Raw genomic sequence first — 21,328 nt, 5'->3', positions numbered from 1 at the left:
CCGAGAGAGAGGGGGGCGCCGCCCCGTGATCTGCCCCGCCTGCGGGGGCCGCGTGCCCGACGGCTCGCTCACCTGCCCCCGCTGCCATGAGACCATAGACGCGACCCAGCGCATCTCGCTGAGCGACGCGGCCTGGTGCCCCGGCTGCGGCGCCCTGCTGCCGCCGGGGGCCGACGTGTGCCCCAAGTGCGGCTCGTCGGTCCGGCCCGAGGGGCCCGAGGCCGCCCCCGCGCGGCCGACCCGCGACCTCGACCTCCCCGACATCGGCGCGACGGGCGAGCTCGGAGGGGCCGCGGACGCCGACGAGACGGGCGTGATCACGCGCATCGAGAGCGCGCTGCCCTCCGTCGACGACGCCTCGTCGCCCGTGTCGCGCAGCGACCGCATGCCCCGCACGCGGGCGTTCCTGCTCGCCGGCCTGCTCGCCGTCCTCGTGGTGGGCGGGGCCACCGTCCTCATCACCCACCCCTGGGACCCGAGCGCCACGCGCATCTCCGCGACGACGCCCGCCGACACCTCGATGTCGGGCTTCCCCGGCTTCCTCGAGACGCTCGTCGGGCAGGACGGGAACCGGGCCGGGGAGACGCGGACCATCGAGGAGACGCTCTCCGACGCCCACGAGTCGCTCGGCTCGCTCTCGGCGCGCGTGGACGAGTCCGAGCGGCTCCTGCGGTCGGACGGCGTCCTGTCGTCCACCTCGTCAGAGGACCGGGCGGCGGGGCTCGACGCCGCGCGGGGCATCTCGATCGAGGTCTCCAACCTCATCAACGACATCGGCGCGCTCGACGACGGCAGCGAGGAGGTCTCGGAGGCGGTCGACCACCTCGAGACGCTCGGCAACTGGCTCAGGAACCGCTGCGACGCCCTCACCGAGGCCTGGCAGATCTCCGCGGACTCCTCCGACCCGTCCGCGGACGCCGAGGCGATCACCCGCGCCATGGCCGCCGGCTCCGCGTTCCAGAGGCTCTTCTCGCAGAACTACGACGCGTGGGACCCCGCCGCCTGAGGGGGCGTCCCGCACGCCGCCTCTCTGCCGAATATGTGAAACCTGGCGCCTCCTGCTAGAATCATCTAGTTGGAAGCATAGTGCGCGCGTACGCAACGCGCCCCGAGAGGGGAGAGGGACATGGGATTCATCCAAGACCCGCTCTATACGCCCGTCTATCAGGTCGTGGGCGACGAGGTGGCCGTCTTCGACACGTCGAGGGGCACCATCCGGGCACGCCTCGACGGCGCGGGCGCGCCCGTTCACGTGGCCAACTTCTGCGAGCTTGCCACCTCGGGCTTCTACGACGGGCTGAAGTTCCACCGCTACGTCCCCGGCTTCGTCATCCAGGGCGGCTGCCCCAACACCCGCGACATGTCTCCCGCCGACGTCGCCGCCGGCCGCGTCGGCCCCACGGGCCGTCCCGGGACCGGCGGCCCGGGCTACCGCATCCGCGAGGAGTACACGGTCAACCCCCGCAACTCCCACGACGACGGCGCGCTCGCCATGGCGCGCTCCATGGACCCCAACTCCGCCGGGTCCCAGTTCTACTTCTGCCTCGGGCCCCAGCACGGCCTCGACTCGGGCTACACCGTCTTCGGCCAGACGCTCGAGGGGCTCGAAGTCATCGCCGCCCTTCGCCAGGGCGACGTCATCAACTCGGTCAGGATCGAGCACGCCGGCGCCTAGGCGCGGGCGGAGCACACGTTGGAGGGCACAGTGAACCAGCAGGCTTATGAATCCGGCAAGCTCGCCTACAAGAGCGGCGACTGGTTCGGGGCGGTGACCCGCCTCGCCGACGCCGCGGCCCCGGGGGAGCCGTCCGGCGAGGTCGACCACCTCCGCGGCAACGCGTACATGAAGCTCGGCCAGTTCGACTCCGCGGCGCGCGCCTACGAGGGCGCGCTCCGCGACGCGTCGTACGGGAAGCGCGGCGCGCTCCAGTGCAACCTCGGCCGCGCGCTGCTCGCGGCCGGCCGTGCGGACGAGGCCATCCCCGCGCTCAGCGAGGCCGTCTCCGACGCCTCCTACGCGACCCCCTACAAGGCCTATCTCGCGCTTGGCGCGGCGTACGAGCAGGTCGGTGACGTCCGCGGCGCCGGCATGGCGTATCGCAACGCCGCCATCGACGAGGCCAACCCCGCCCCCGCCGCGGCCCTCTCCAAGCTCGGCAGCTGCTTCATGCGCCTCGGGCGCGCCGTCGACGCCGTCGAGGCCTACCGCACCGCGCTCGACTTCACGACGCCCCTCGAGAGCCAGAACCAGATATGGTGCGACCTCGGCCTCGCCTACGTCGCCGCGAACCGCATGAACGAGGCCGTCGACGCCTTCGCGCACGCCACCGCCGACGGCACCTACTCGCTCACCCCCGAGGCGCAGGCCTCCTACGACGCCGCGCGCAAGGCGGTCGCCTCCATCGGCGAGCGCCGCCAGTCCGACACCGACGCGTTCCTCGCCGCCGCGGGCTACGGCGGCGGCTACGACCCGCTCGACCCGATGGGCGAGTCCGGCGAGCTCATGCCGTCCCCCGAGGACACGGGCTTCTTCTCGGTCACCGAGGAGGACCTCATGGCCGCCGACAAGCAGGAGCGCAAGGTCCGCCGCAAGCACCGCCACACGGGCCTCAAGGTCCTCGTCTTCCTCCTCGTGCTGCTCGTCCTCGCCGTCGGCGCCGCGGTCTTCGCGTACGTGCGCGGCTACGGCTGGCCCACCCAGGAGGCCGTCGCCGAGGAGCTCTTCGAGGCCAAGTCCTCCGGCGAGGACATCGCGCAGTACGTCGTGGCCGGCACCTCCGCAAGCCAGATCGAGGCCATGAGCGACTCGCTGCCCACCGGCGACGTCACCGTCACCGTGGGCGGCTGCGACCGCAGCATGACCGACTCCACCGTCTACCTCACCGCCGCGCTCGCGGCCGGCGGGGAGCAGGACTACACCGTCGAGCTCCGCCGCGACGGCATCAGCTGGAAGGTCGTCTCGGTCACGCCCGAGTACGCCTCCGCCGGCGACACGACGGCCAACGACTAAGAGCCAGCGAACAGGGCAGGGACCATGTCACTTTTCGACACCCTCTTCGGGGAGTACGGCGGCGACCTCGCCATCGACCTCGGCACGGCCAACACGCTCGTGGCCGTCCGCGGCCAGGGTATCGTGATCAACGAGCCCTCCGTGGTCGCCATCGACAAGAGCGAGAGCCGCGTGCTCGCGGTGGGCGCCGACGCCAAGCGCATGATCGGCCGCACGCCGGGCTCCATCATCGCCGAGCGACCCCTCAAGGACGGCGTCATCGCGGACTTCGACGTCACCGAGGTCATGCTCCGCTACTTCATCGAGAAGGCGCGCGGCAACCACTACCCGTGGTCCCCGCGCCCGCGCGTCGTCGTCTGCGTCCCGTCGGGCGTCACGTCCGTCGAGAAGCGAGCCGTCTTCGAGGCGACCATCTCCGCGGGCGCCCGCCAGGCCTACCTCATCGAGGAGCCGATGGCGGCCGCCATCGGCGCGGACCTGCCCATCGAGGACCCGACGGGCTCGATGGTCGTCGACATCGGCGGCGGCACCACCGAGGTCGCCGTCATCTCGATGGGCGGCATCGTCGTCTCGCAGTCCATCAGGACCGCCGGGGACGAGTTCGACCAGACCATCCTCCAGCACGTCCGCGACGTGTACAACCTCTCCATCGGCGAGCGCACCGCCGAGGACATCAAGATCAAGGTCGGCTCCGCCGCCCCGCTCGCCGAGGAGCTCGACGTCGAGGTCAACGGCCGCGACGTCATGAGCGGCCTGCCCAAGTCGGTGCGCATCGAGAGCGAGGAGATCCGCCGCGCGCTCGACCGCCCGCTCGACGAGGTGACCAAGGCCGTCAAGGACGCCCTCGACGTGACGCCGCCCGACCTCGCCTCGGACCTCATGTACTACGGCATCCTCCTCACGGGCGGCGGCGGCCTGCTCCGCGGGCTCGACCAGCGCCTGCGCGAGGAGACGGGCGTCCCCGTCAACGTGAGCCCGACCGCGCTCGAGAACGTGGTGAACGGGTGCGCAAAGGTGCTCGAGGCCAACGCGCTCTCGGGCGGCTTCGTCCAGAGCGCCGGGTAGTCGCGTGCCTCTCTCTACGCGGGGGCGGCAGGCGGGTCCGACCATAGGCAACAACCGAAAGGGCGGCAGCGGGCGCACGCTCGTCGCGTGCCTGCTCGTCTCGATCGCGCTCTTCACCGTGAGCTGCCGCTTCGGCGACGAGGGCCCGCTCGCCGCGGTGCGCGGCGCCTTCCAGACGGTGACGCTGCCGGTCCGCTATCTCGGCGCGACCGTCGCCGCCCCCTTCCAGGGGCTCGGCAACATCGTCACCAACCTCACCGCCGACCAGGCCACCCTCTCCGAGCTCCGCGCCGAGAACGAGGAGCTCAAGGCGAGAAACGTCGAGCTCGAGGAGGCCGCTCAGTCCGCCGAGCGCCTGCAGGGCCTGCTCGACCTGCGCGACGCCAACAACCTCCAGTCCACGGCCGCGCGCATCATCTCCGGCTCGGGCGACTCGTGGGGGACCACGGTCACCATCGACAAGGGCACGTCCTCGGGGCTCTCCGTCGGCATGCCGGTCGCGACCTCGACCGGCGTCATCGGCCAGATCGTCGAGTGCGGGCCCGCCACCTCGACGGTGCGCCTCGTGACCGACGACAACTCATCCGTCTCCGCCATGATCCAGTCGAGCCGCGCGCAGGGGATGCTCGTCGGAACGGTGACGGGGCAGCTCGAGCTCACGCTGATCGGTGCGGACCAGACCGTCTCGCAGGGCGACGTCGTCGTCACGAGCGGCCTCGGGGGCGTCTTCCCCAAGGGCCTCCCCCTCGGCGAGGTCACGAGCGTCGAGAGCAGCCCGGGCGCGGCCTACCTCACCATCGTCGTCGAGCCCTTCGCGCACGCGGAGAACTACGAGGAGGTGCTCGTCATCACCTCGCTCACCGAGGAGCAGCGGGCCACCGCGGAGGACATCGCCGCCGCGGACGCCCAGGACAGCTCCTCCACCGCCTCCCAGGGCTCCTCGGACGAGGGGGAGGACGGGTCGGGAGCCGACGGCCAGTCGGGCGAATCGGGTCAGGACGGCTCGGCGCAGGACGGCGCCGACGCCGGGACGACAGGGGAGTAGGGGGTGCCCATGCAGGTCTCCGACAGGAACAGGGAGTCGCGCAGCATCGCCGTGCTCGCGCTCGTCTGCGCGGTGCTGCAGCTCGCCCTCGCGCCCAACGTGGGGCTCGGCAACGGCCGCGCCAACTTCGCGCTCGTGTTCTCCGCCTGCGTCGCCCTCCAGACGGGTGGCAGGCGCGGCGTCGTGGCGGGCTTTCTCGCCGGCCTCTTCTTCGACCTCTCGACGACCGGCCCGATCGGCCTCATGGCCTTCTGCCTCTCCGCCTCCTCCTTCGCGCTCGGGATGGAGGAGCGCAACCGCATGGCGGGGGACCTCGCCTCGGCTACGGCCCACTTCGCCGCGGCGTCGCTCGTCGTGTCGCTCGTCTACCACCTGGCGATGCTTCTCGTGGGACAGGCCGACTCGCTGCTCGACGTCCTCGTGTTCCGCACGCTTCCCACGGCGGCGCTCACCTTCGTCTTCTTCCTCCCCTTCGCCTACTACTTCTCCCGCGTCCACGTCCCCTCGGGGCCGAGCCTCGGCGGCGGGCACTTCTCCAGGCGGGGCGTGTAGGGGGCTGCCATGGACCTCTCCCTCGTGATCGTCATCGTGTGCGCGGTCCTCGCCGTCGCGCTGATCGTCGTCTTCGTGGTGTACGGCCGCTCGGAGGCAGCCTTCACGTTCGACATCGGCGGCGCGTCCCCGCGCGCGTCGGGGGGCTCCGACTCCTCGGCCGAGAAGACCATCTCCGGCAGGCTCACCGGCTTCGCCGTGGCGGCCGGGGCCGTCTTCGCCACGCTGCTCGCGCGCCTCTGGTCCATGCAGCTCGTCTCGAGCGAGGAGTACTCGGAGCAGGCCGAGTCAAACCGCACGAGCACCGTCTACACGCAGGCCCCGCGCGGTCGCATCCTGGACCGCAACGGGCGCGAGATCGTGGGCAACCGCGCGAGCCTCACCGTGGCGGCGAGCGCGGACGTCCTCGACGACGAGGTCGAGGTGCAGCTGCTCGCCAACCTCATCGGCATGCCCGCCCAGGCCGTCCGCCGCCGCCTGCAGGACAGCTCCGAGGGCTATCAGAACCTCCGCACCGTCTCCGTCGACGTCTCCCGGCGCGTCGTCGCCTACATAGGCGAGCACCCGGACGTCTTCCCGGGAGTCAAGGTCGAGCAGCGCACCCAGCGCTCCTACCCGCTCGGCTCGCTCGCCGCCCACGTCGTCGGCTACACCGGCACCGTGACCTCCGAGCAGCTCAAGGCGAGCGAGGGGTCCGACGGCGACGGCATCACGTATCGCTCCGGCGACGTTGTGGGGCAGACCGGCGTCGAGCTCGCCTACGAGAGCGTGCTCCAGGGCGTGCGCGGCGAGCAGGTCGTCTACATCGACGCCTATGGCGACGTCCTGGGCCTCTCCACCAGCATCGAGCCGCAGAGCGGCTCCGACCTCGTGCTCACGCTCGACGTCGACGTCCAGCGCACGGCCGAGGAGTCCCTCGAGCGCATCGTGGGCGAGATGCGCGACACCGGAATCGACTCGGTCGGCGGGTCCGCCGTCGTCATGGACTGCACCAACGGCGAGATCCTCGCCATGGCGAGCAACCCGACCTTCTCGCCGAGCGTGTTCGTGGGCGGCATCTCCACCGCCGACTGGGACGCGCTCCAGGACGAGGGCGCGCACAACCCCATGCTCAACCGCGCGATCGCCGGCCAGTACCCTCCCGGCTCGGTCATCAAGCCGCTCACCACCTTCGCGGCGCTCGACCACGGGATCGCGTCGCCCGACTCCGGCTACTACTGCACCGGGTGGTGGACGTGGTCGGGGGACCAGAGCGACCCCAACGGCATGAAGTGCTGGAGCGAGAGCGGCCACGGCGGCGTGGGGCTCGTCGACGGCATAACCTACTCGTGCGACGTCGTCTTCTACGAGATCGGCAAGGGCTTCTGGAACTCCGACAGCCCCGAGGGCATGCAGGAGACCTTCCGGGAGTACGGGCTCGGGTCGACGACGGGCATCGACATATCCGGCGAGGCGGCCGGCCGCGTCCCGGACGCGGCGTGGAAGTGGGACTACTTCAAGTCCCTCGGCTACTCCGACAACGACAGCACCTGGCAGGGAGGCGAGAACTGCAACCTCGCCATCGGCCAGGGCGACATGCTCGTCACCTGCCTCCAGATGGCCTGCGTCTACTGCGGGCTCGCCAACGGCGGCCCCATCTGGCGGCCGCACGTCATGCACGGCGTGCGCGCCCGCATCGGCGACGGGTTCATCTCGCGCTACCGCTGCGAGCAGATCAACGACGTCCACGAGGAGGACGCCTATCGCGACCTCGTGAAGCAGGGCATGCTCGGGGTCACCTACGAGGAGAGCCCGACGCAGGCGGCCCACTGGACGAACCTCGACGTGCGCGTCTGCAGCAAGACCGGCACCGCCGAGCAGACCTCCGCCAACCGAAACGTCGGCTGGTTCGGCGCCTACGCCCCAGCCGACGACCCCAAGTACGTCGTCTTCGCCAACATCGACGGCGCAGACTGGGGCTCGTCGAGCGCCATGCTCGTCGTCCGCGACATCTTCGGCACGATCTACGGGCAGCCCGACACCTCGACCGCCGAAGTCGGCGGCACGGACTAGGAGGGGAGCATGGCACGCGAATTCACCGGACCGGGCACCGCGGGCGGGGGCCTCTCCTCGATCGCGCAGCGCGCGGGGCGAGGGGGGTCCGGCGGCGCGCGCGTGGGGAAGCGCGGCGGCCCGCTCGAGAAGCTCTACCTCTCGCAGCTCATCCCGACCCTGCTCATCCTCATCATCAGCGTGGTCACCATGTGGTCGTGCTCGCTCGCGCTGCCGGACGCCAACTTCACGAGCCATCTCGCCGGCATCGCGCTCGGCGCGACGGCCGCGTTCGTGGTCTGGCGCTACGACTACCGGAACCTCGCGAACATGACGACCGTGCTCTTCGTCCTCGCGTGCGTCCTCATGGTGCTGCCCAAGGTGCCGGGGCTCGGCGTCGAGGGCGGAGGCATGGTCGGCTGGGTACGGATCGGCCCCCTGAGGTTCCAGCCATCCGAGCCCGCCAAGCTCGTCGTCATCTTCCTCATGGCCGCGACGTGCGCGCAGTACAACGGGAAGATCGACTCCTTCCGCGACTACGCCAAGATGTGCGGGACGCTTCTCGTGCCGCTCCTGCTCATCATGGTGACCGACCTCGGCACCGGCCTCATGATCTTCTTCGCCGGGGCGACGATCATCATCTGCAGCGGCGCGCCGCGCAGCTGGGTCCTCGCCACGATCGCGCTCATCGTGGCCGCGGCGGCCTTCGTGGTGATAACCTCCTCCATCGAGGGGATTCCGCACATCCTCAAGGAGTACCAGCTCAAGCGCCTCACGGTCTTCATGGACCCCGAGGGTACGGCGTCGGAGGACGGCTACAACCTCCTCCAGGCCAAGATCGCCATCGGCTCGGGGGGGCTTCTCGGCAAGGGCGTGGGCAACGCCTCGCAGGCGCTGTCGGGCTTTCTCCCGGAGGCGCACACGGACTTCATCTTCGCGACCTTCGCCGAGCAGTTCGGATTCGTGGGGTCGGTCGTCCTTCTCGGCCTCTTCGCCTGGATGATCTTCGCCACGATTCTGCTGGCCATGCGCGTGGAGTCGCCGTTCTCCAAGCTCGTGCTCGTGGGGTGCGCGGCGCTCTGGACCTTCCAGGTCCTCGAGAACGTGGGCATGTGCATCGGGATCATGCCGATCACGGGAATCCCGCTCCCGTTCATCAGCTACGGGTCGTCGTCCATGATCGTGCAGATGGCGGCGGTCGGGGTCGTGCAGTCGGTGTGGAGGCACCGCCAGAAGGTGGCATGAGGCAGTTCCCGGGGCGCCGCCCCGGAAGGAGGGGAGGAAGGCATGGCAACGCGAAGGGTCACCCTGGGCAGGGCGCTCGAGGTGCTCTCCTCGGGGAGGAGCTCGTTCGCCCAGCGTGACGAGCGGGTGGTCGTGCGCATCCACGTGGACGCGACCTGCCCGCGCGCGGTCGTCGCCGCCGTGCGGGGCGCGCTCGTCGCGGAGCGGCCCGGAGGCATCGTCGACGTGCGCGGCCTCGCCGCCGCGCCCGAGGGCTCGGAGCCGGCCGACGTCGCGCTCGTCCTCGTGGGCGAGGGCCCCTGCGCGGCGCTCGCGCGCGCCTACGCCGGGGCCGGGGTGCCCGTCGCCATGGTCGCCGAGGGGGCGCTCGACGTTCCGCCGCTCGGGCTCGGCGAGCAGACCGCCCCGCTCGTGGGCATCATCGCCGGCTCGAGCGAGGCCGCGCTCCTCGACGGCCTCGCCGCCTGGCTCGCCCGATCCGCGGACAAGCCGCTCGCGCTCGCGGCCAACTTCCCCTTCTGCCGCCGTGCGGTGACCGACGCGCTCGTGGCGCGCAGGGCGCTCGAGAACGCGGCGGTGGGCGCGGTGAGCCTCATCCCGGGCTCCGACTTTCCCATCATGTGCGCGAGCCAGTGCTCCCTCGCGCTCGACATCGCCGCCGCGTACGGGCGAGACGTCGACCTCGAGCGGCTGGCCGAGCTCGCCGGCGTCATGGGCGGCGGCGTCGCGTACCGCTCGCTCGCCCGCGCCCTCGTGGGGCTCGTCCCGGGGCTGGGCGCCATCCTCAAGGCCTGCGTCGGCTACGGGGGGACCGTCGCCACGGCGCGCGCCATCAGGCTGCGGCTCGAGCTCGAGGACGACGGTCGCGCGGGCCGCCCCGCCGAGGGCGCGGCACCCGCGGCCCCGGCCCCGGCCTCGCAGGCCCTCCCCGCGACCCCTCGCGCGGACGACTACGTCACGATCGGCGGGGGAGCGGCATGAGGGCGCGGCGCGAGAACCTCTTCCACCTCGTCGAGCCGCTCCTCTCGCAGGTCGAGCATCCCTCCCGCTACCTTGACCACGAGTGGGGCGCGTGCGAGGAGCAGGAGGGGCCCTTCCACCTCTGCATGGTCTATGCCGACGTCTACGAGGTGGGGCAGCCCAACCTCGGCGTGGCCATCCTCTACAACGCCGTGAACGCCCAGCCGGACATGAGCTGCGAGCGCTGCTACCTCCCCTGGAGGGACATGGCGGCGCTCATGCGCGAGCGCGGCGTTCCGCTGCTCTCCCTCGAGGGCTCCGCGCCGCTCGCCTCGTTCGACGCCATCGGGTTCACGCTCGCGCACGAGCTCATCGCCACCAACGTCCTCGAGACGCTCGACCTCGCCGGCATCGCGCTCACGTCCGCCGAGCGCGACGAGGACGACCCCATCATCCTGGCGGGCGGCCCGTCCGCCTGGAACTGCGAGCCTATCGCCCCCGCGCTCGACGCCGTCCTGCTCGGCGACGGGGAGGAGTCAATCGTCGAGGCGTGCGCGTGCATTCGCGACGCCCGGGCGCAGGGCGTCCCCCGCGCCGAGGTCCTGCGCCGCCTGGCGCGCGTCCCCGGCACCTACGTACCGTCGCTCTACGACGTGGCGGTGGACGAGACGACCACGCGCTGGGGCCGCGCGGTGCCGAGGGCGGGGGAGGACGTCCCCGAGGTCGTCCTCAAGCGCTGCCTCCAGGACTTCGCGGGGACTCCCGCCGTCGCCCAGAGGATCGTCCCCTACATGGGCATCGTCCAGGACCGGCTCTCGCTCGAGGTGCTGCGCGGCTGCGCGCGCGGCTGCCGCTTCTGCCAGGCCGGCATGACGTATCGCCCCGTGCGCGAGCGCCCGGCGGAGCAGGTCGTCTCGTGCGGCGTGGAGGGGCTTCTCGCCAGCGGCCACAACGAGATCTCGCTCACGTCGCTCTCCACGACCGACCACTCCCAGTGCGAGGAGATCCTGGGCGGCATGAACGAGGGGCTCGCGGGGAGGGGCATCCGCGTCTCCATCCCCTCGCAGCGCCTCGACTCGTTCGGGGTCGACATGGCGGCGGCTGTGGCGGGAGGGAAGCGCGGGGGGCTCACCTTCGCCCCCGAGGCCGGGAGCCAGCGCTTGAGAGACGTCATCAACAAGAACGTGACCGAGGATGACCTCGAGCGCGCCGCGCGCAACGCCTTCGCCCAGGGGTGGCGGCGCATGAAGCTCTACTTCATGATCGGGCTGCCGACAGAGACGGACGAGGACGTCGTCGGGATCGCGCGGATGGCCGAGCGCGTGCTCGAGATCGGACGCGAGGTCGTGGGGCGAGGCCCCAAGAGCGGCGTGTCGGTCTCGATATCCGTGGCCGTGCTCGTGCCCAAGGCCTACACCGCCTTCCAGTGGGTGGGCCAGCTCGACCCCGACGAGGTCCGCCGCCGCCAGCAGCTCCTGCTGCACGAGGTCCGCGACCGAGCCATTCGCGTCTCGTACCACGACGCCGACGTGTCGCTCGTCGAGGGCGCGCTCTCCAAGATGGGGCGCGCCGGCTTCGCGCTCGTCCGGCGCGCCTGGGAGCTCGGCTGCGCCTTCGACGCGTGGACGAGCGAGTTCAGGTTCGACCTCTGGGAGCGCGCCGCGAGCGAGTGCGGCCTCGGCCTCGCCGAGGTGGCGTGCGAGGAGTTCCCGCTCTCCGCGGCGCTGCCCTGGGACCACACGTCGCCCGGCGTTGCCAAGGGCTACCTGCAGCGCGAGTGGCTGCGCGCCGTGGAGGGGGTCACCACGCCCGACTGCACGCGGGAGAGCTGCACCGGCTGCGGGGTGTGCCCCGCGCTCGGCGTCGGCAACGTCATTCAGGGGGTGCGCTCATGACGAGGCAGCAGCCCTTCTCGGGGCGCCCGCAGGACCTTCCGACCAAGGCCGAGCTCGCGCGCCTGCGCGTGGAGTACGGAAAGGACGAGCGACTCGCCTACCTCGGCCACCTCGAGGTGATCGCCACCGTGGAGCGCTGCGTCAGGCGCGCCGGGCTGCCGTTCTCGATCGGCAACGGGTTCGCCCGGCGCATGCGTCTCCAGTTCTCGGGCGCCCTGCCCGTCGGGGCGAGCTCGGCGTGCGAGTACTACGACGTCCGGCTCACCGAGCGCGTCGACGCCGAGGAGGCGCTGGGCCTCCTGCGCGCCGCCACGCCGCCGGCGCTCGCCCCGACGCGCGCCGCCTACGCGCCCGGCTCCGCCCCTGCCCTCGAGGCGTGGCTGGACCGCTCGAGCTGGGAGGTCGAGCTCGTGGCGTCGCCCGCCGACGCCGGCCTGATCGAGCGCGCCGTGGAGTCCCTGCGGGCGCGTGGGACCCTCACCTACCTGCGCGGGGAGCGCGAGAAGACCGTCGATCTGCGCTCGACGCTCGTGGGCCTCTCGGCCGAGGACGGCCCCCGCGGCTCGGTGCGGGTCCGCGTGGAGACGCGCTCGGGCGAGCGCGCCTCGCTCCGCCCGTGCGCCCTCATCGACGCGGCGCTCGCCGAGGTCGGGCGCGGCATGCCCGACGCCGTGCGCGTTCGCAGGGTCGCGCAGCGCCATGAGGAAGATGGGCGTCTTGTGGAGCCTCTCTAGTTTTTTGCGAGCGAGCCGCGCGCGCCGCTATCCTGAGCAAGGCCGCATCGTCCCCGCATGAGCTCGGGCGCCGTCTTTTCCCTTACGGACCCGCAGGTCACGGCAACTCCTCGTTGACGCGCGAGGGCGCTGCTAGTAATATAAGCAACTGTTGCATTCACGCCAGCAATGAAGGGTTTCGCACATGTACGCAATCGTAGCAACTGGTGGCAAGCAGTATAAGGTTGCCAAGGGCGACGTCATCGACGTCGAGAAGCTCGACGCGCAGCCTGGCGACAAGGTCGAGCTTGACGTCCTTCTCCTGAACGACGGCACCACGACCATCGTCGACCCCGCCTCCCTCCAGGGCAAGAAGGTCACCGCCGAGGTCGTCGACCAGTTCAAGGGCGAGAAGGTCCTCGTCTTCAAGCTCAAGAAGCGCAAGCGCTATCACCGCACCAAGGGCCACCGTCAGAACCTGACGAAGCTCCAGGTCGTCGAGATTCCCGCGTAGTTTCGTATCTGAGTAGAAGGCAGGTCACACCATGGCTCACAAGAAAGGTCTCGGCTCGTCCCGCAACGGCCGCGATTCCAACGCCCAGCGTCTGGGCACCAAGCGCTACGGCGGCCAGTTCGTGAAGGCCGGCGAGATTCTCGTCCGTCAGCGCGGCACCCACATCCACCCCGGTGACAACGTCGGCATCGGCAAGGACGACACCCTGTTCGCCCTCACCGCCGGCACCGTCGAGTTCACCAAGGGCGTCAAGCACCGCGTGCACGTCCGCGAGGCGTAAGTCTCGGTCATATCGCACCCCAGGGCCCCGCTCGTCGGGGCCCTTTTCGTATCCCGGGCCGCGTCTGGCGAGGCGACGGACCCCGGCGCTCGGACAGCTTCGCCACGCGGGGGGCGCGTGGCTGCAGAACTCGCGGCGGGGCCCGTCGCCTCGCCAGACGCGGGCTGAACACGCTGGCCCCGACGAGCGGGGAGCTGGGGTGCGCGGATGCCCGGGGGACGCGGGGCTCGCCCCGCCGGGGTGCGTGCCCGCAGGTTGGACGCTGCCGGGCGGTTGCCGTACCATGGGGTTCCGACCAAAGGAGAAGCGCGTGGAGAACACGTTTACCGATCTTTCCCACATCAACGTCAAGGGCGGCGACGGCGGCGCGGGCTGCATGTCGTTCCGGCGCGAGGCCTATGTGCCCAAGGGAGGCCCCGACGGCGGGGACGGAGGGCGCGGCGGCGACGTCATCGTCGAGGCCGACCCCCAGCTCTCCTCGCTCATCGACTTCCGCTACAAGCACCACTTCCGCGCGGAGCGCGGGACGCACGGCCAGGGCGCCCGCCGGCACGGGCGCGACGGGGCGGACCTCGTGCTGCGCGTGCCGGTCGGGACGGTCGTCCGCGAGCTCGACCCCGAGACCCAGACGCCCGCCTACGACATCGCCGACCTCACGCGCCCCGGGGAGCGCGTGGTCGTCGCGCCCGGCGGCGCCGGGGGGCGAGGCAACATCCACTTCGTCACCTCCGTCCGCCGCGCCCCGGCCTTCGCCGAGAAGGGCGAGCCCGCGCGCGAGCACTGGATCGAGCTCGAGATGAAGCTCATGGCCGACGTCGCGCTCGTGGGCATGCCGTCGGTGGGCAAGAGCTCCATCATCGCGCGCATCAGCGCCGCGCGCCCCAAGATCGCCGACTACCCGTTCACGACGCTGGTCCCCAACCTGGGCGTCGCCCGCGCCGCCAGCGGCCAGTCCTTCGTCGTCGCCGACGTGCCCGGGCTCATCGAGGGCGCGAGCGAGGGCAGGGGCCTCGGCCACCAGTTCCTGCGGCACATCGAGCGCACCGCGCTCATTCTCCACGTTGTCGACGTGACGGGCGGCTACGAGGGCCGCGACGCGGTCGAGGACTACCACGCCATCAACGCCGAGCTCTCGGCCTATGCCGCCGAGCTCGCCGAGCGCCCGCAGATCGTCGTGGCCAACAAGTGCGACCTTCCGGGCGTCGATGACCAGGTTGAGCGCCTGCGCGCCGCCGCTGAGGCCGACGGGCGGGCGTTCTTCTCGGTCTCTGCCGCCACGGGCGTCGGGCTCGACGCCCTCGTGAGCGCCTGCGCGGCCGACGTCGCGCGCCTGCGCGCCGCCGCGGTGGAGTCCGGGCCCGCCCCCGACCTCAGCGATCGCTGGGAGCTCGAGCGGCAGCGCCGCGACCGCCAGATCCGCGTCTCCCGCGAGGAGCGCCACGCCTGGCGCGTCACCGGCTCGCAGGTGGAGCGCATGGTCGTCCAGACCGACTGGGACAACGACGAGGCCGTCGCCTACCTCCAGCACCGCTTCTCCCGGTGCGGGCTCGACGACGCGCTCGCGAAGGCGGGCGCCGTCAGCGGCGACGAGGTCCGCATCCTCGAGCTCGCCTTCACCTTCGAGGGCGCCGACGAGGCCCCCGACTTCGACGAGGTCGCGGACGGGGACGACGAGGTCCTGGCGGGGGAGGGCGAGGCCTAGATGGGCGTCCCGAGGCTGCTGGTCGTCAAGGTCGGGTCCTCCACCCTCGTCGACGGGGGCGGGGCGCTCGACCGCGCCTTCATCCGCTCGCTCTGCGACCAGGTCGCCGCCCTCGTCGCGCGGGGGACGCGGGTCGTCGTCGTGTCCTCGGGCGCCGCGGCCGCCGGCCGTGACGTCCTCGGCTTCGCCGAGCGCCCGGACGACATCGCCACGCTGCAGGCGTGCGCCGCCGCGGGGCAGGCGAACCTCACGCAGGCGTACGCCGACGTCCTCGCCGAGCGGGGCATCCCCTGCGGTCAGGTCCTGCTCACCCGACGGGACGTCATGGACCGGGACGGCTTCCTCAACGCAAGGAGCACGCTCACTCGCCTGCTCGAGCTCGGCGCGGTCCCCGTCGTCAACGAGAACGACACCGTCTCGACCGCCGAGTTCGCCTTCGGCGACAATGACATGCTCGGCGCGCTGGTCGCCGCGCTCGTGGGGGCCGACCTCTACGTCATCTGCTCGGACGTCGAGGGCCTCTACACCGCCAACCCCCAGGAGGACCCGGGGGCCGAGCTGATCGGCCGCGTGAGCGAGGTCACCCACGAGCTCATGTCCGTCGCGGGGGGCGCGGGGACCTCGTTCGGGACGGGCGGGATGGCCTCCAAGCTCCGCGCAGCCCGCGCGATGCTCGCCGCGGGCATCCCCATGGTCGTCTGCCGCGGCCGGCGCGAGCGGGTGCTCGAGCAGGTCGTCTCCGGCGAGGCCGTCGGCACGCGCTTCGAGGCGCCCGCAGGCTCCCCCCACGAGGGCGGCAGGAAGCTCTGGATCGGTCTCGCGGAGGTCCCGCGCGGCACGATCACCCTCGACGAGGGCGCCGCGCGCGCCGTCCTCGAGAACGGCGCCTCGATCCTGCCCGTCGGCGTCGTCTCGACGACGGGCGGCTACGCCGCGGGGGACGTCGTGAACGTCCGCTCGCCCGAGGGCGACGTCATCGGCCGCGGCGTGGCGCGCTACTCGTCGGAGGACATGGGCCGCGTCCGCGGCATCAAGCTGGACGTCATCGCGCGGTTCCTCGGCCAGGACCGCGCCCAGCCGGCCGTCCACCGCGACGACCTCCTCGTCTTCTAGCCCCCTGCCCGCGGGGCCGCGGCGCGGCGGACGCTATATAATCGGGGTCAGACCCTGCGAAAGGAGCGGCCCATGTCAGAGGCTCGCACCAAGGCCTCGCTCGCTCGCGAGGCGTCCATACGGCTCGGTCGCTCGAGCGCGGCCGACAGATCGAGCGCCATACGCGCCGCCGCGCGGCTCATCCTCGAGCGCTCCGCCGACATCTGCGCGGCGAACGCGCGGGACCTCGCGCGGGGGAGGGAGGCCGGCATGCCGGCGCCCCTCCAGGACCGCCTGCTGCTCGACGACGGGCGCCTTCGCTCCATCGCCTCGGCCCTCGAGGACATCGCGCGCCAGGACGACCCGCTCGGCCGCGTCGTCGGCGGGCGCACCCTCGAGTGCGGGGTCCGCATCGAGCAGGTCAGCGTCCCGCTCGGCGTCGTCGCCATCGTCTACGAGGCGCGGCCCAACGTCACGGCGGACGCGTTCGCGCTCTGCGTGCGCTCCGGGAACGCCTGCGTCCTGAAGGGCGGCTCCGCGGCCCGCGAGTCCTGCGAGGCGATCGCCGCCGCATGCCGCGACGCGCTCTCGGAGGCGGGGCTGCCCGCAGACGCCCTGCAGTACGTCTCCGACGACGCCGCCCACACGGAGACCGACGAGCTCATTCGCGCCAACGACCTCGTCGACGCCCTCATACCGCGGGGCGGCGCCGCGCTGATCCGCCGCTGCGTGGAGCGCGCGACCGTCCCTGTCATCGAGACGGGCACCGGCAACTGCCACATCTACCTCAATCGCGAGGCCGACGCCGAGAAGGCCGTGCGGATCGTCACGAACGCCAAGTGCTCCCGCCCCGGGGTCTGCAACGCCGCGGAGTCCCTCCTCGTCGACTCGTGCGCCGCGGCGCGGCTCCTGCCGCCCGTCCTTCTCGCCCTCTCCGAGCGGGGGGTCGAGCTCGTGGGCGACGATGCGGCCCGCTCCGTCGCCGCGTCGTGCGGCGTCGAGATGGGGGCCGCCACCGAGGAGGACTGGGGGACCGAGTACCTGGACCTCAAGATGTCCGTCTGCTGCGTCGAGGGCGTCGAGGAGGCCATCGAGCACGTCAACCGCTACGGGACCGGGCACTCCGAGGCCATCGTGAGCGAGTCCTACGGCGCCTGCGAGGCGTTTCTCGCCGGGGTCGACGCCGCAGCCGTCTACGCCAACGCCTCGACCCGCTTCACCGACGGAGGGGTCTTCGGGCTCGGCGGCGAGATCGGCATCTCGACCCAGAAGCTCCACGCGCGCGGGCCCATGGGCGCCGCGGCGCTCACCACGACGAAGTACCTCGCCCGCGGGGACGGGCAGGTGCGATGAGCGTCGACGTCTCCGCGCTGCGCGCCGCCGACCTGCCCGTCCTCGGGGCGGACGAGGGGCGCACCTATCGCCTCGGCATCATGGGCGGTACCTTCGACCCCATCCACCACGGCCACCTCGTCGCGGCGGAGCAGGCCTTCGACGACCTCGGGCTCGACCTCGTGGTGTTCATGCCGGCCGGACGCCCGGCCTTCAAGCTCGACCAGGACGTCACCTCGGGCGAGGAGCGCTTCGCCATGACGCTGCTCGCGACGGCCGACAACCCCCACTTCGTCGCCTCGCGCTTCGAGATAGACCGTGACGGCGTTACCTACACGGCCGACACGCTCCGGCTGCTCCGCGGGCTCTACCCGCCTAACGTCGAGTTTTATTTCATCACGGGCGCCGACGCCATCACCGAGATCGTCACCTGGCGCGACGCCGCGGACATCGCCCGGCTCGCGCACCTCGTGGGCGCGACGCGCCCGGGCTATGACCTCGACCGCGCCTGGGACGTCATCGCCGCCTCGGGGCTCGACTTCGACGTGACGTACCTCTCCGTCCCCGCGCTCGCCATCTCGTCGAGCTACCTCCGCGAGCGCGTGCGTGCCGGGCAGAGCCTGCGCTACCTCACGCCGGACCAGGTCACGGGATACCTCCACAAGCACGGCCTCTATGGCGCCAGCAGGGGAAGGTACGGCCAGACCGGGGAGGTGGTCTCCTAGTGGGCGGCAGGAGTCGCGCCGGGGCCGTCGCGTACGCGCCCGAGGAGCGCGCGCTCCTCGCGAGGATCGAGTCCGACGTCTCCGGGCACCTCGCGAGGAAGCAGCGACGCCTCGCGCACTCGCTCTCGGTCGCCCGGACCGCCGAGCGGCTCGCGGTGGCCTACAGGGTGGACCCCTTCCTCGCGCGCGCCGCGGGGCTGCTCCACGACTGGGCCAAGGCGTCCTCCGCCTCTGAGCAGCTCGAGGCCGCGCGCGGGCTCGGCCTCGACTTCGGGGTCGACCTCGAGCTCGTCCTTCCGCTGCTCCATGGCGTGATCGCCGCCCGGACGCTGCCGGCGCGCTACCCCGAGCTGCCCTCCGAGGTGTGGCACGCCATATCCGTCCACACCTCCGCCGCGCCTGACATGTCCCCGCTCGACGAGGTGCTCTTCGTCGCGGACGGGATCGAGCCGCTCCGGCCTGACACGCCCGGCATCGAGCGGAGCCGCTCGCTCGTGGGCGTGGCGTCGCTTGACGACCTCTTCTGGGAGTCCTTCGTCGGCGGCATCGTCTACGTCCTCGAGGGAGGACGCTACCTCTATCCCGGCACCATCGAAGTCTACAACGCCCTCGCCGCGCGCCGCGCCGAGGGTCGCCCGTAAGGAGAAGAACATGCCCCTCACCCCGCTCGAGATCGCCCGCGTCGCCGCCCATGCAGCGGACGACAAGAAGGCGGAGGACCTCGTCTGCCTCGACCTCACGTCGCTCACCGACGTCTGCGACTACTTCGTCATCTGCACCGGGGCGAACGCCCGCCAGGTCGACGCCATCGTCGACGAGGTCCGGGAACGCGTCTCCAAGAACTGCGGCGTCTCGCCCCTCTCCTGCGAGGGGAGGGAGGCGCTCTCCTGGGTGCTCGTCGACTACGGCTCGGTCGTCGTCCACGTCTTCCGCCCCGAGTCGCGCGACTTCTACCGCCTCGAGACCCTCTGGGGCGACGCCCCTCGCCTCGACCTTGCCTAAAAGGGGACAGGCCCCTTTTAGGCAAGCTATCTCGTCCGCATCGTGCTAGCCTTCTTGCCACGCGGTGAGGAGGCAATCATGGCGCGAAGCCCCAGGGTTCGTGCCGAGCAGGGCTTCTACCATGTCGTCCTGCGCGGCAGCGGACGTCAGATCATATTCGAGTGCGACGGCGACAGGAGGCTCTTCCTTCTGCTCGCGCGGGAATGCCTGGGCGACGCCGGGATCAACGTGCTCGCGTGGTGCCTCATGAGCAACCACGTCCACCTGCTCCTCGAGGATTCGGCAGACGAGCTCAGCCATGCCATGCATCGGCTCGCCGGACGCTATGTCGCGCACTTCAACCGGCTTACCGGGCATGTCGGCCACGTCTTCGACGGGAGGTTCAAGAGCGTCCCCGTCACCTCGGACCGCCAGCTCCTTCAGGTCGTGCGCTACATCCACGACAACCCGGCGCGCGCCGGCATATGCCGCGCGGAGGAGTATCCGTGGAGCAGCTACGCCGAGTATGCCGGCGGCGCCACGATTCTGGCACGCACGGGGACCGTCCTCGACATGCTCGGCGGGCCAGAGGGGTTCGTCGACTTCAGCGCAGGCGCCGACTACCTCGGCTACGTTGAGCGGCTGGGGGCACGCGTGTCAGACGACGAGGCGCTCGCCGTGGCGCGCGAGACCCTCGGGGACGTCGAGCCCTCCGCCCTGAAGGCGATGGGCCGCGCCGAGAGAGACCGGCTCCTTCAGCTGATGCGCGATGCGGGCCTCACCATCCGGCAGGTCGAGCGCCTCACGGGCATAGGGAGAAGCACGATCTCGCACGCGACCCATCGTCGCAGGAATGCCTAAATGGGGCCTGTCCCCCTTTAGGCAACGTATAATCGTCCCATGGACGGAGCTTCGAACATCGTGCCCCTGGAGTGGGAGGGCCCGGCCGTGGGCCTGCTTGACCTCGACGCCTTCTTTGCGTCCGTCGAGCAGCTCGACCATCCCGAGTGGCGGGGGAGGCCCGTCATCGTGGGCGGCTCGGCGGATCGCCGCGGGGTGGTCTCCACGGCGTCATACGAGGCGCGGCGCTTCGGCGTGCGCTCGGCCATGCCCTCGGCCACCGCGCGTCGCCTGTGCCCCGACGCAATATGGACGCAGGGGCGATTCGACCGCTACCGCGAGATGAGCGCCCGGGTGATGGGAATCCTCGGAGAGGAGACGCCCCTCGTCGAGCAGGTCTCCATCGACGAGGCGTTCTTCGACGTCACCCCGGGGCGCTTCTCGCGCGAGAGCCCCGTCGCCATCTGCCGCCGCGTCCAGAGGAGGGTGGCCGAGCTCGGCGTCACCTGCTCCATCGGGCTCGGGGCCAACAAGACCGTCGCCAAGATCGCCTCCGAGCGCGAGAAGCCCCGCGGCCTCACCGTGGTCCCGCCCGGCACCGAGCGGGCGTTTCTCGCCCCGCTGCCGGTGGGCGCCATGAGCGGCGTCGGCCCCGCGACCGAGGAGCGCCTGAGGCGCATGGGCATCCGCACGCTCGGCGAGCTCTCACGCGCCGACGTGCGCGCGCTCGAGCGGGAGTTCGGCGTCCTCGGCCCCAGGATGGCGGTGCGGGCCGCCGGGCGCGAGCGGAGCCGCGTCGCCGAGGCCGCCGCGCCCGACGACGTCAAGTCGGTCTCCAACGAGCGCACCTTCTCGTCCGACCTGACGGAGCGTGACGAGATCGAGGCCGCGATACTGCACGTCGCCGCCGTCGTGGGGCGCCGCCTGCGCCGCAAGGGCCTCAAGGGGCGCACGGTGACGCTCAAGCTGAAGTACGACGTCGGGCACGGGCACACCGCCCAGCGCGCGCTCCCCGCGCCGACCGACGACGAGCGCGTCTTCGGGAGGGCGGCCGCGGCGCTGCTCGACGAGGTGTGGGCGCCGGGGATGCCGGCGCGGCTCGTGGGGGTGGGCGTGTCGGGGTTCGACGGGCCGGGCGCGGAGCAGCTCGCGCTCTTCGGCGATTCCGCCGGAAGCGACGCGGGCGTGACGCGAGACCTCTCGGCGCTCGGCCGCGTGACGGACGCCGTCCGCGACCGCTTCGGGGACGCGGCGGTGGGCTACGGGCGCGACCTGCGCTTCAGGCAGAGGACCTCTGACACGGCCCCGCTGAACAAGTCGGACTTCTGACGGCGGCGACCCATCGC

The 21,328-nt window shown here is 71.6% G+C and carries 21 protein-coding genes; all 21 read left to right on the top strand.

Translation table 11 applies throughout. The annotated features are described in order from the left end of the window. Positions 1-25 precede the first annotated feature (25 nt). The 21 genes from ACULPM_RS04785 to dinB all read left to right on the top strand — a co-directional run bounded on the left by ACULPM_RS04785 (position 26) and on the right by dinB (position 21,311). Positions 26-1,006, top strand: a complete 981-nt coding sequence (locus tag ACULPM_RS04785; protein WP_445331437.1) for a zinc ribbon domain-containing protein — start codon at positions 26-28, stop codon at positions 1,004-1,006. A 120-nt stretch (positions 1,007-1,126) separates the two neighbouring features. After that, a complete protein-coding gene (locus ACULPM_RS04780; protein ID WP_445331436.1) occupies positions 1,127-1,675 on the top strand; it encodes a peptidylprolyl isomerase in 549 nt (182 codons plus the stop codon). 30 nt (positions 1,676-1,705) lie between these two features. Further along, a complete protein-coding gene (locus tag ACULPM_RS04775; protein ID WP_167929427.1) occupies positions 1,706-3,010 on the top strand; it encodes a tetratricopeptide repeat protein in 1,305 nt (434 codons plus the stop codon). 24 nt (positions 3,011-3,034) lie between these two features. Next, complete coding sequence (locus ACULPM_RS04770; protein WP_167929426.1) at positions 3,035-4,075, top strand: rod shape-determining protein; 1,041 nt, start codon at positions 3,035-3,037, stop codon at positions 4,073-4,075. Between the two features lie 4 nt (positions 4,076-4,079). After that, on the top strand, positions 4,080-5,120 hold the full coding sequence (mreC, locus tag ACULPM_RS04765; protein ID WP_445331435.1) for a rod shape-determining protein MreC: 1,041 nt from the start codon (positions 4,080-4,082) through the stop codon (positions 5,118-5,120). A 9-nt stretch (positions 5,121-5,129) separates the two neighbouring features. Continuing rightward, positions 5,130-5,672, top strand: coding sequence for a rod shape-determining protein MreD (gene mreD / locus ACULPM_RS04760; protein WP_167929424.1), 543 nt, complete (start codon positions 5,130-5,132; stop codon positions 5,670-5,672). 9 nt (positions 5,673-5,681) lie between these two features. After that, a complete protein-coding gene (gene mrdA / locus ACULPM_RS04755) occupies positions 5,682-7,724 on the top strand; it encodes a penicillin-binding protein 2 (protein WP_445331434.1) in 2,043 nt (680 codons plus the stop codon). Positions 7,725-7,733: 9 nt separating this feature from the next. Continuing rightward, positions 7,734-8,948: an FtsW/RodA/SpoVE family cell cycle protein gene (locus tag ACULPM_RS04750; RefSeq protein ID WP_445331433.1), complete on the top strand. Its 1,215-nt coding sequence runs from the start codon at positions 7,734-7,736 to the stop codon at positions 8,946-8,948. A gap of 42 nt (positions 8,949-8,990) precedes the next feature. Beyond that, the gene (locus ACULPM_RS04745; RefSeq protein ID WP_445331432.1) at positions 8,991-9,929 is read left to right on the top strand and encodes a hypothetical protein; all 939 of its coding nucleotides are present in this window, start codon (positions 8,991-8,993) and stop codon (positions 9,927-9,929) included. Further along, on the top strand, positions 9,926-11,803 hold the full coding sequence (locus tag ACULPM_RS04740) for a TIGR03960 family B12-binding radical SAM protein (protein ID WP_445331431.1): 1,878 nt from the start codon (positions 9,926-9,928) through the stop codon (positions 11,801-11,803). Before ACULPM_RS04745 ends, ACULPM_RS04740 begins: the two co-directional genes overlap by 4 nt. Next, positions 11,800-12,537 carry a TIGR03936 family radical SAM-associated protein gene (locus ACULPM_RS04735; protein ID WP_445331430.1) on the top strand — a complete coding sequence of 246 codons (738 nt, stop codon included), beginning with the start codon at positions 11,800-11,802 and terminating at the stop codon, positions 12,535-12,537. Before ACULPM_RS04740 ends, ACULPM_RS04735 begins: the two co-directional genes overlap by 4 nt. Positions 12,538-12,721: 184 nt before the next feature. Further along, a complete protein-coding gene (gene rplU / locus ACULPM_RS04730; protein WP_167929419.1) occupies positions 12,722-13,030 on the top strand; it encodes a 50S ribosomal protein L21 in 309 nt (102 codons plus the stop codon). Between the two features lie 31 nt (positions 13,031-13,061). Then, positions 13,062-13,310, top strand: coding sequence for a 50S ribosomal protein L27 (gene rpmA, locus ACULPM_RS04725; protein ID WP_075576640.1), 249 nt, complete (start codon positions 13,062-13,064; stop codon positions 13,308-13,310). Between the two features lie 310 nt (positions 13,311-13,620). Continuing rightward, positions 13,621-15,012: a GTPase ObgE gene (gene obgE, locus ACULPM_RS04720; RefSeq protein ID WP_445331429.1), complete on the top strand. Its 1,392-nt coding sequence runs from the start codon at positions 13,621-13,623 to the stop codon at positions 15,010-15,012. Next, positions 15,013-16,125 (top strand): glutamate 5-kinase, encoded by a 1,113-nt coding sequence (gene proB, locus ACULPM_RS04715; RefSeq protein WP_445331428.1) that lies wholly within the window; start codon positions 15,013-15,015, stop codon positions 16,123-16,125. Between the two features lie 72 nt (positions 16,126-16,197). Further along, positions 16,198-17,457, top strand: a complete 1,260-nt coding sequence (locus ACULPM_RS04710) for a glutamate-5-semialdehyde dehydrogenase (protein WP_445331427.1) — start codon at positions 16,198-16,200, stop codon at positions 17,455-17,457. Then, entirely contained in the window at positions 17,454-18,161 is a 708-nt protein-coding gene (nadD, locus tag ACULPM_RS04705; RefSeq protein ID WP_445331426.1) for a nicotinate-nucleotide adenylyltransferase, read from the top strand. The genes ACULPM_RS04710 and nadD overlap by 4 nt, the downstream gene beginning before the upstream one ends. Then, entirely contained in the window at positions 18,161-18,802 is a 642-nt protein-coding gene (yqeK, locus tag ACULPM_RS04700) for a bis(5'-nucleosyl)-tetraphosphatase (symmetrical) YqeK (protein ID WP_445331425.1), read from the top strand. Before nadD ends, yqeK begins: the two co-directional genes overlap by 1 nt. A 10-nt stretch (positions 18,803-18,812) precedes the next feature. Further along, complete coding sequence (rsfS, locus tag ACULPM_RS04695) at positions 18,813-19,163, top strand: ribosome silencing factor (RefSeq protein ID WP_445331424.1); 351 nt, start codon at positions 18,813-18,815, stop codon at positions 19,161-19,163. A 78-nt stretch (positions 19,164-19,241) separates the two neighbouring features. Next, positions 19,242-20,003: a transposase gene (locus ACULPM_RS04690; protein ID WP_445331423.1), complete on the top strand. Its 762-nt coding sequence runs from the start codon at positions 19,242-19,244 to the stop codon at positions 20,001-20,003. 39 nt (positions 20,004-20,042) lie between these two features. Further along, positions 20,043-21,311, top strand: coding sequence for a DNA polymerase IV (dinB, locus tag ACULPM_RS04685; RefSeq protein WP_445331422.1), 1,269 nt, complete (start codon positions 20,043-20,045; stop codon positions 21,309-21,311). Positions 21,312-21,328 lie beyond the last annotated feature (17 nt).

This window comes from Thermophilibacter sp. ZX-H3 (assembly GCF_052599055.1).
The sequence above is the reverse complement of the archived record's forward strand: the minus strand, read 5'-3'. Positions and strand labels throughout refer to the sequence as shown.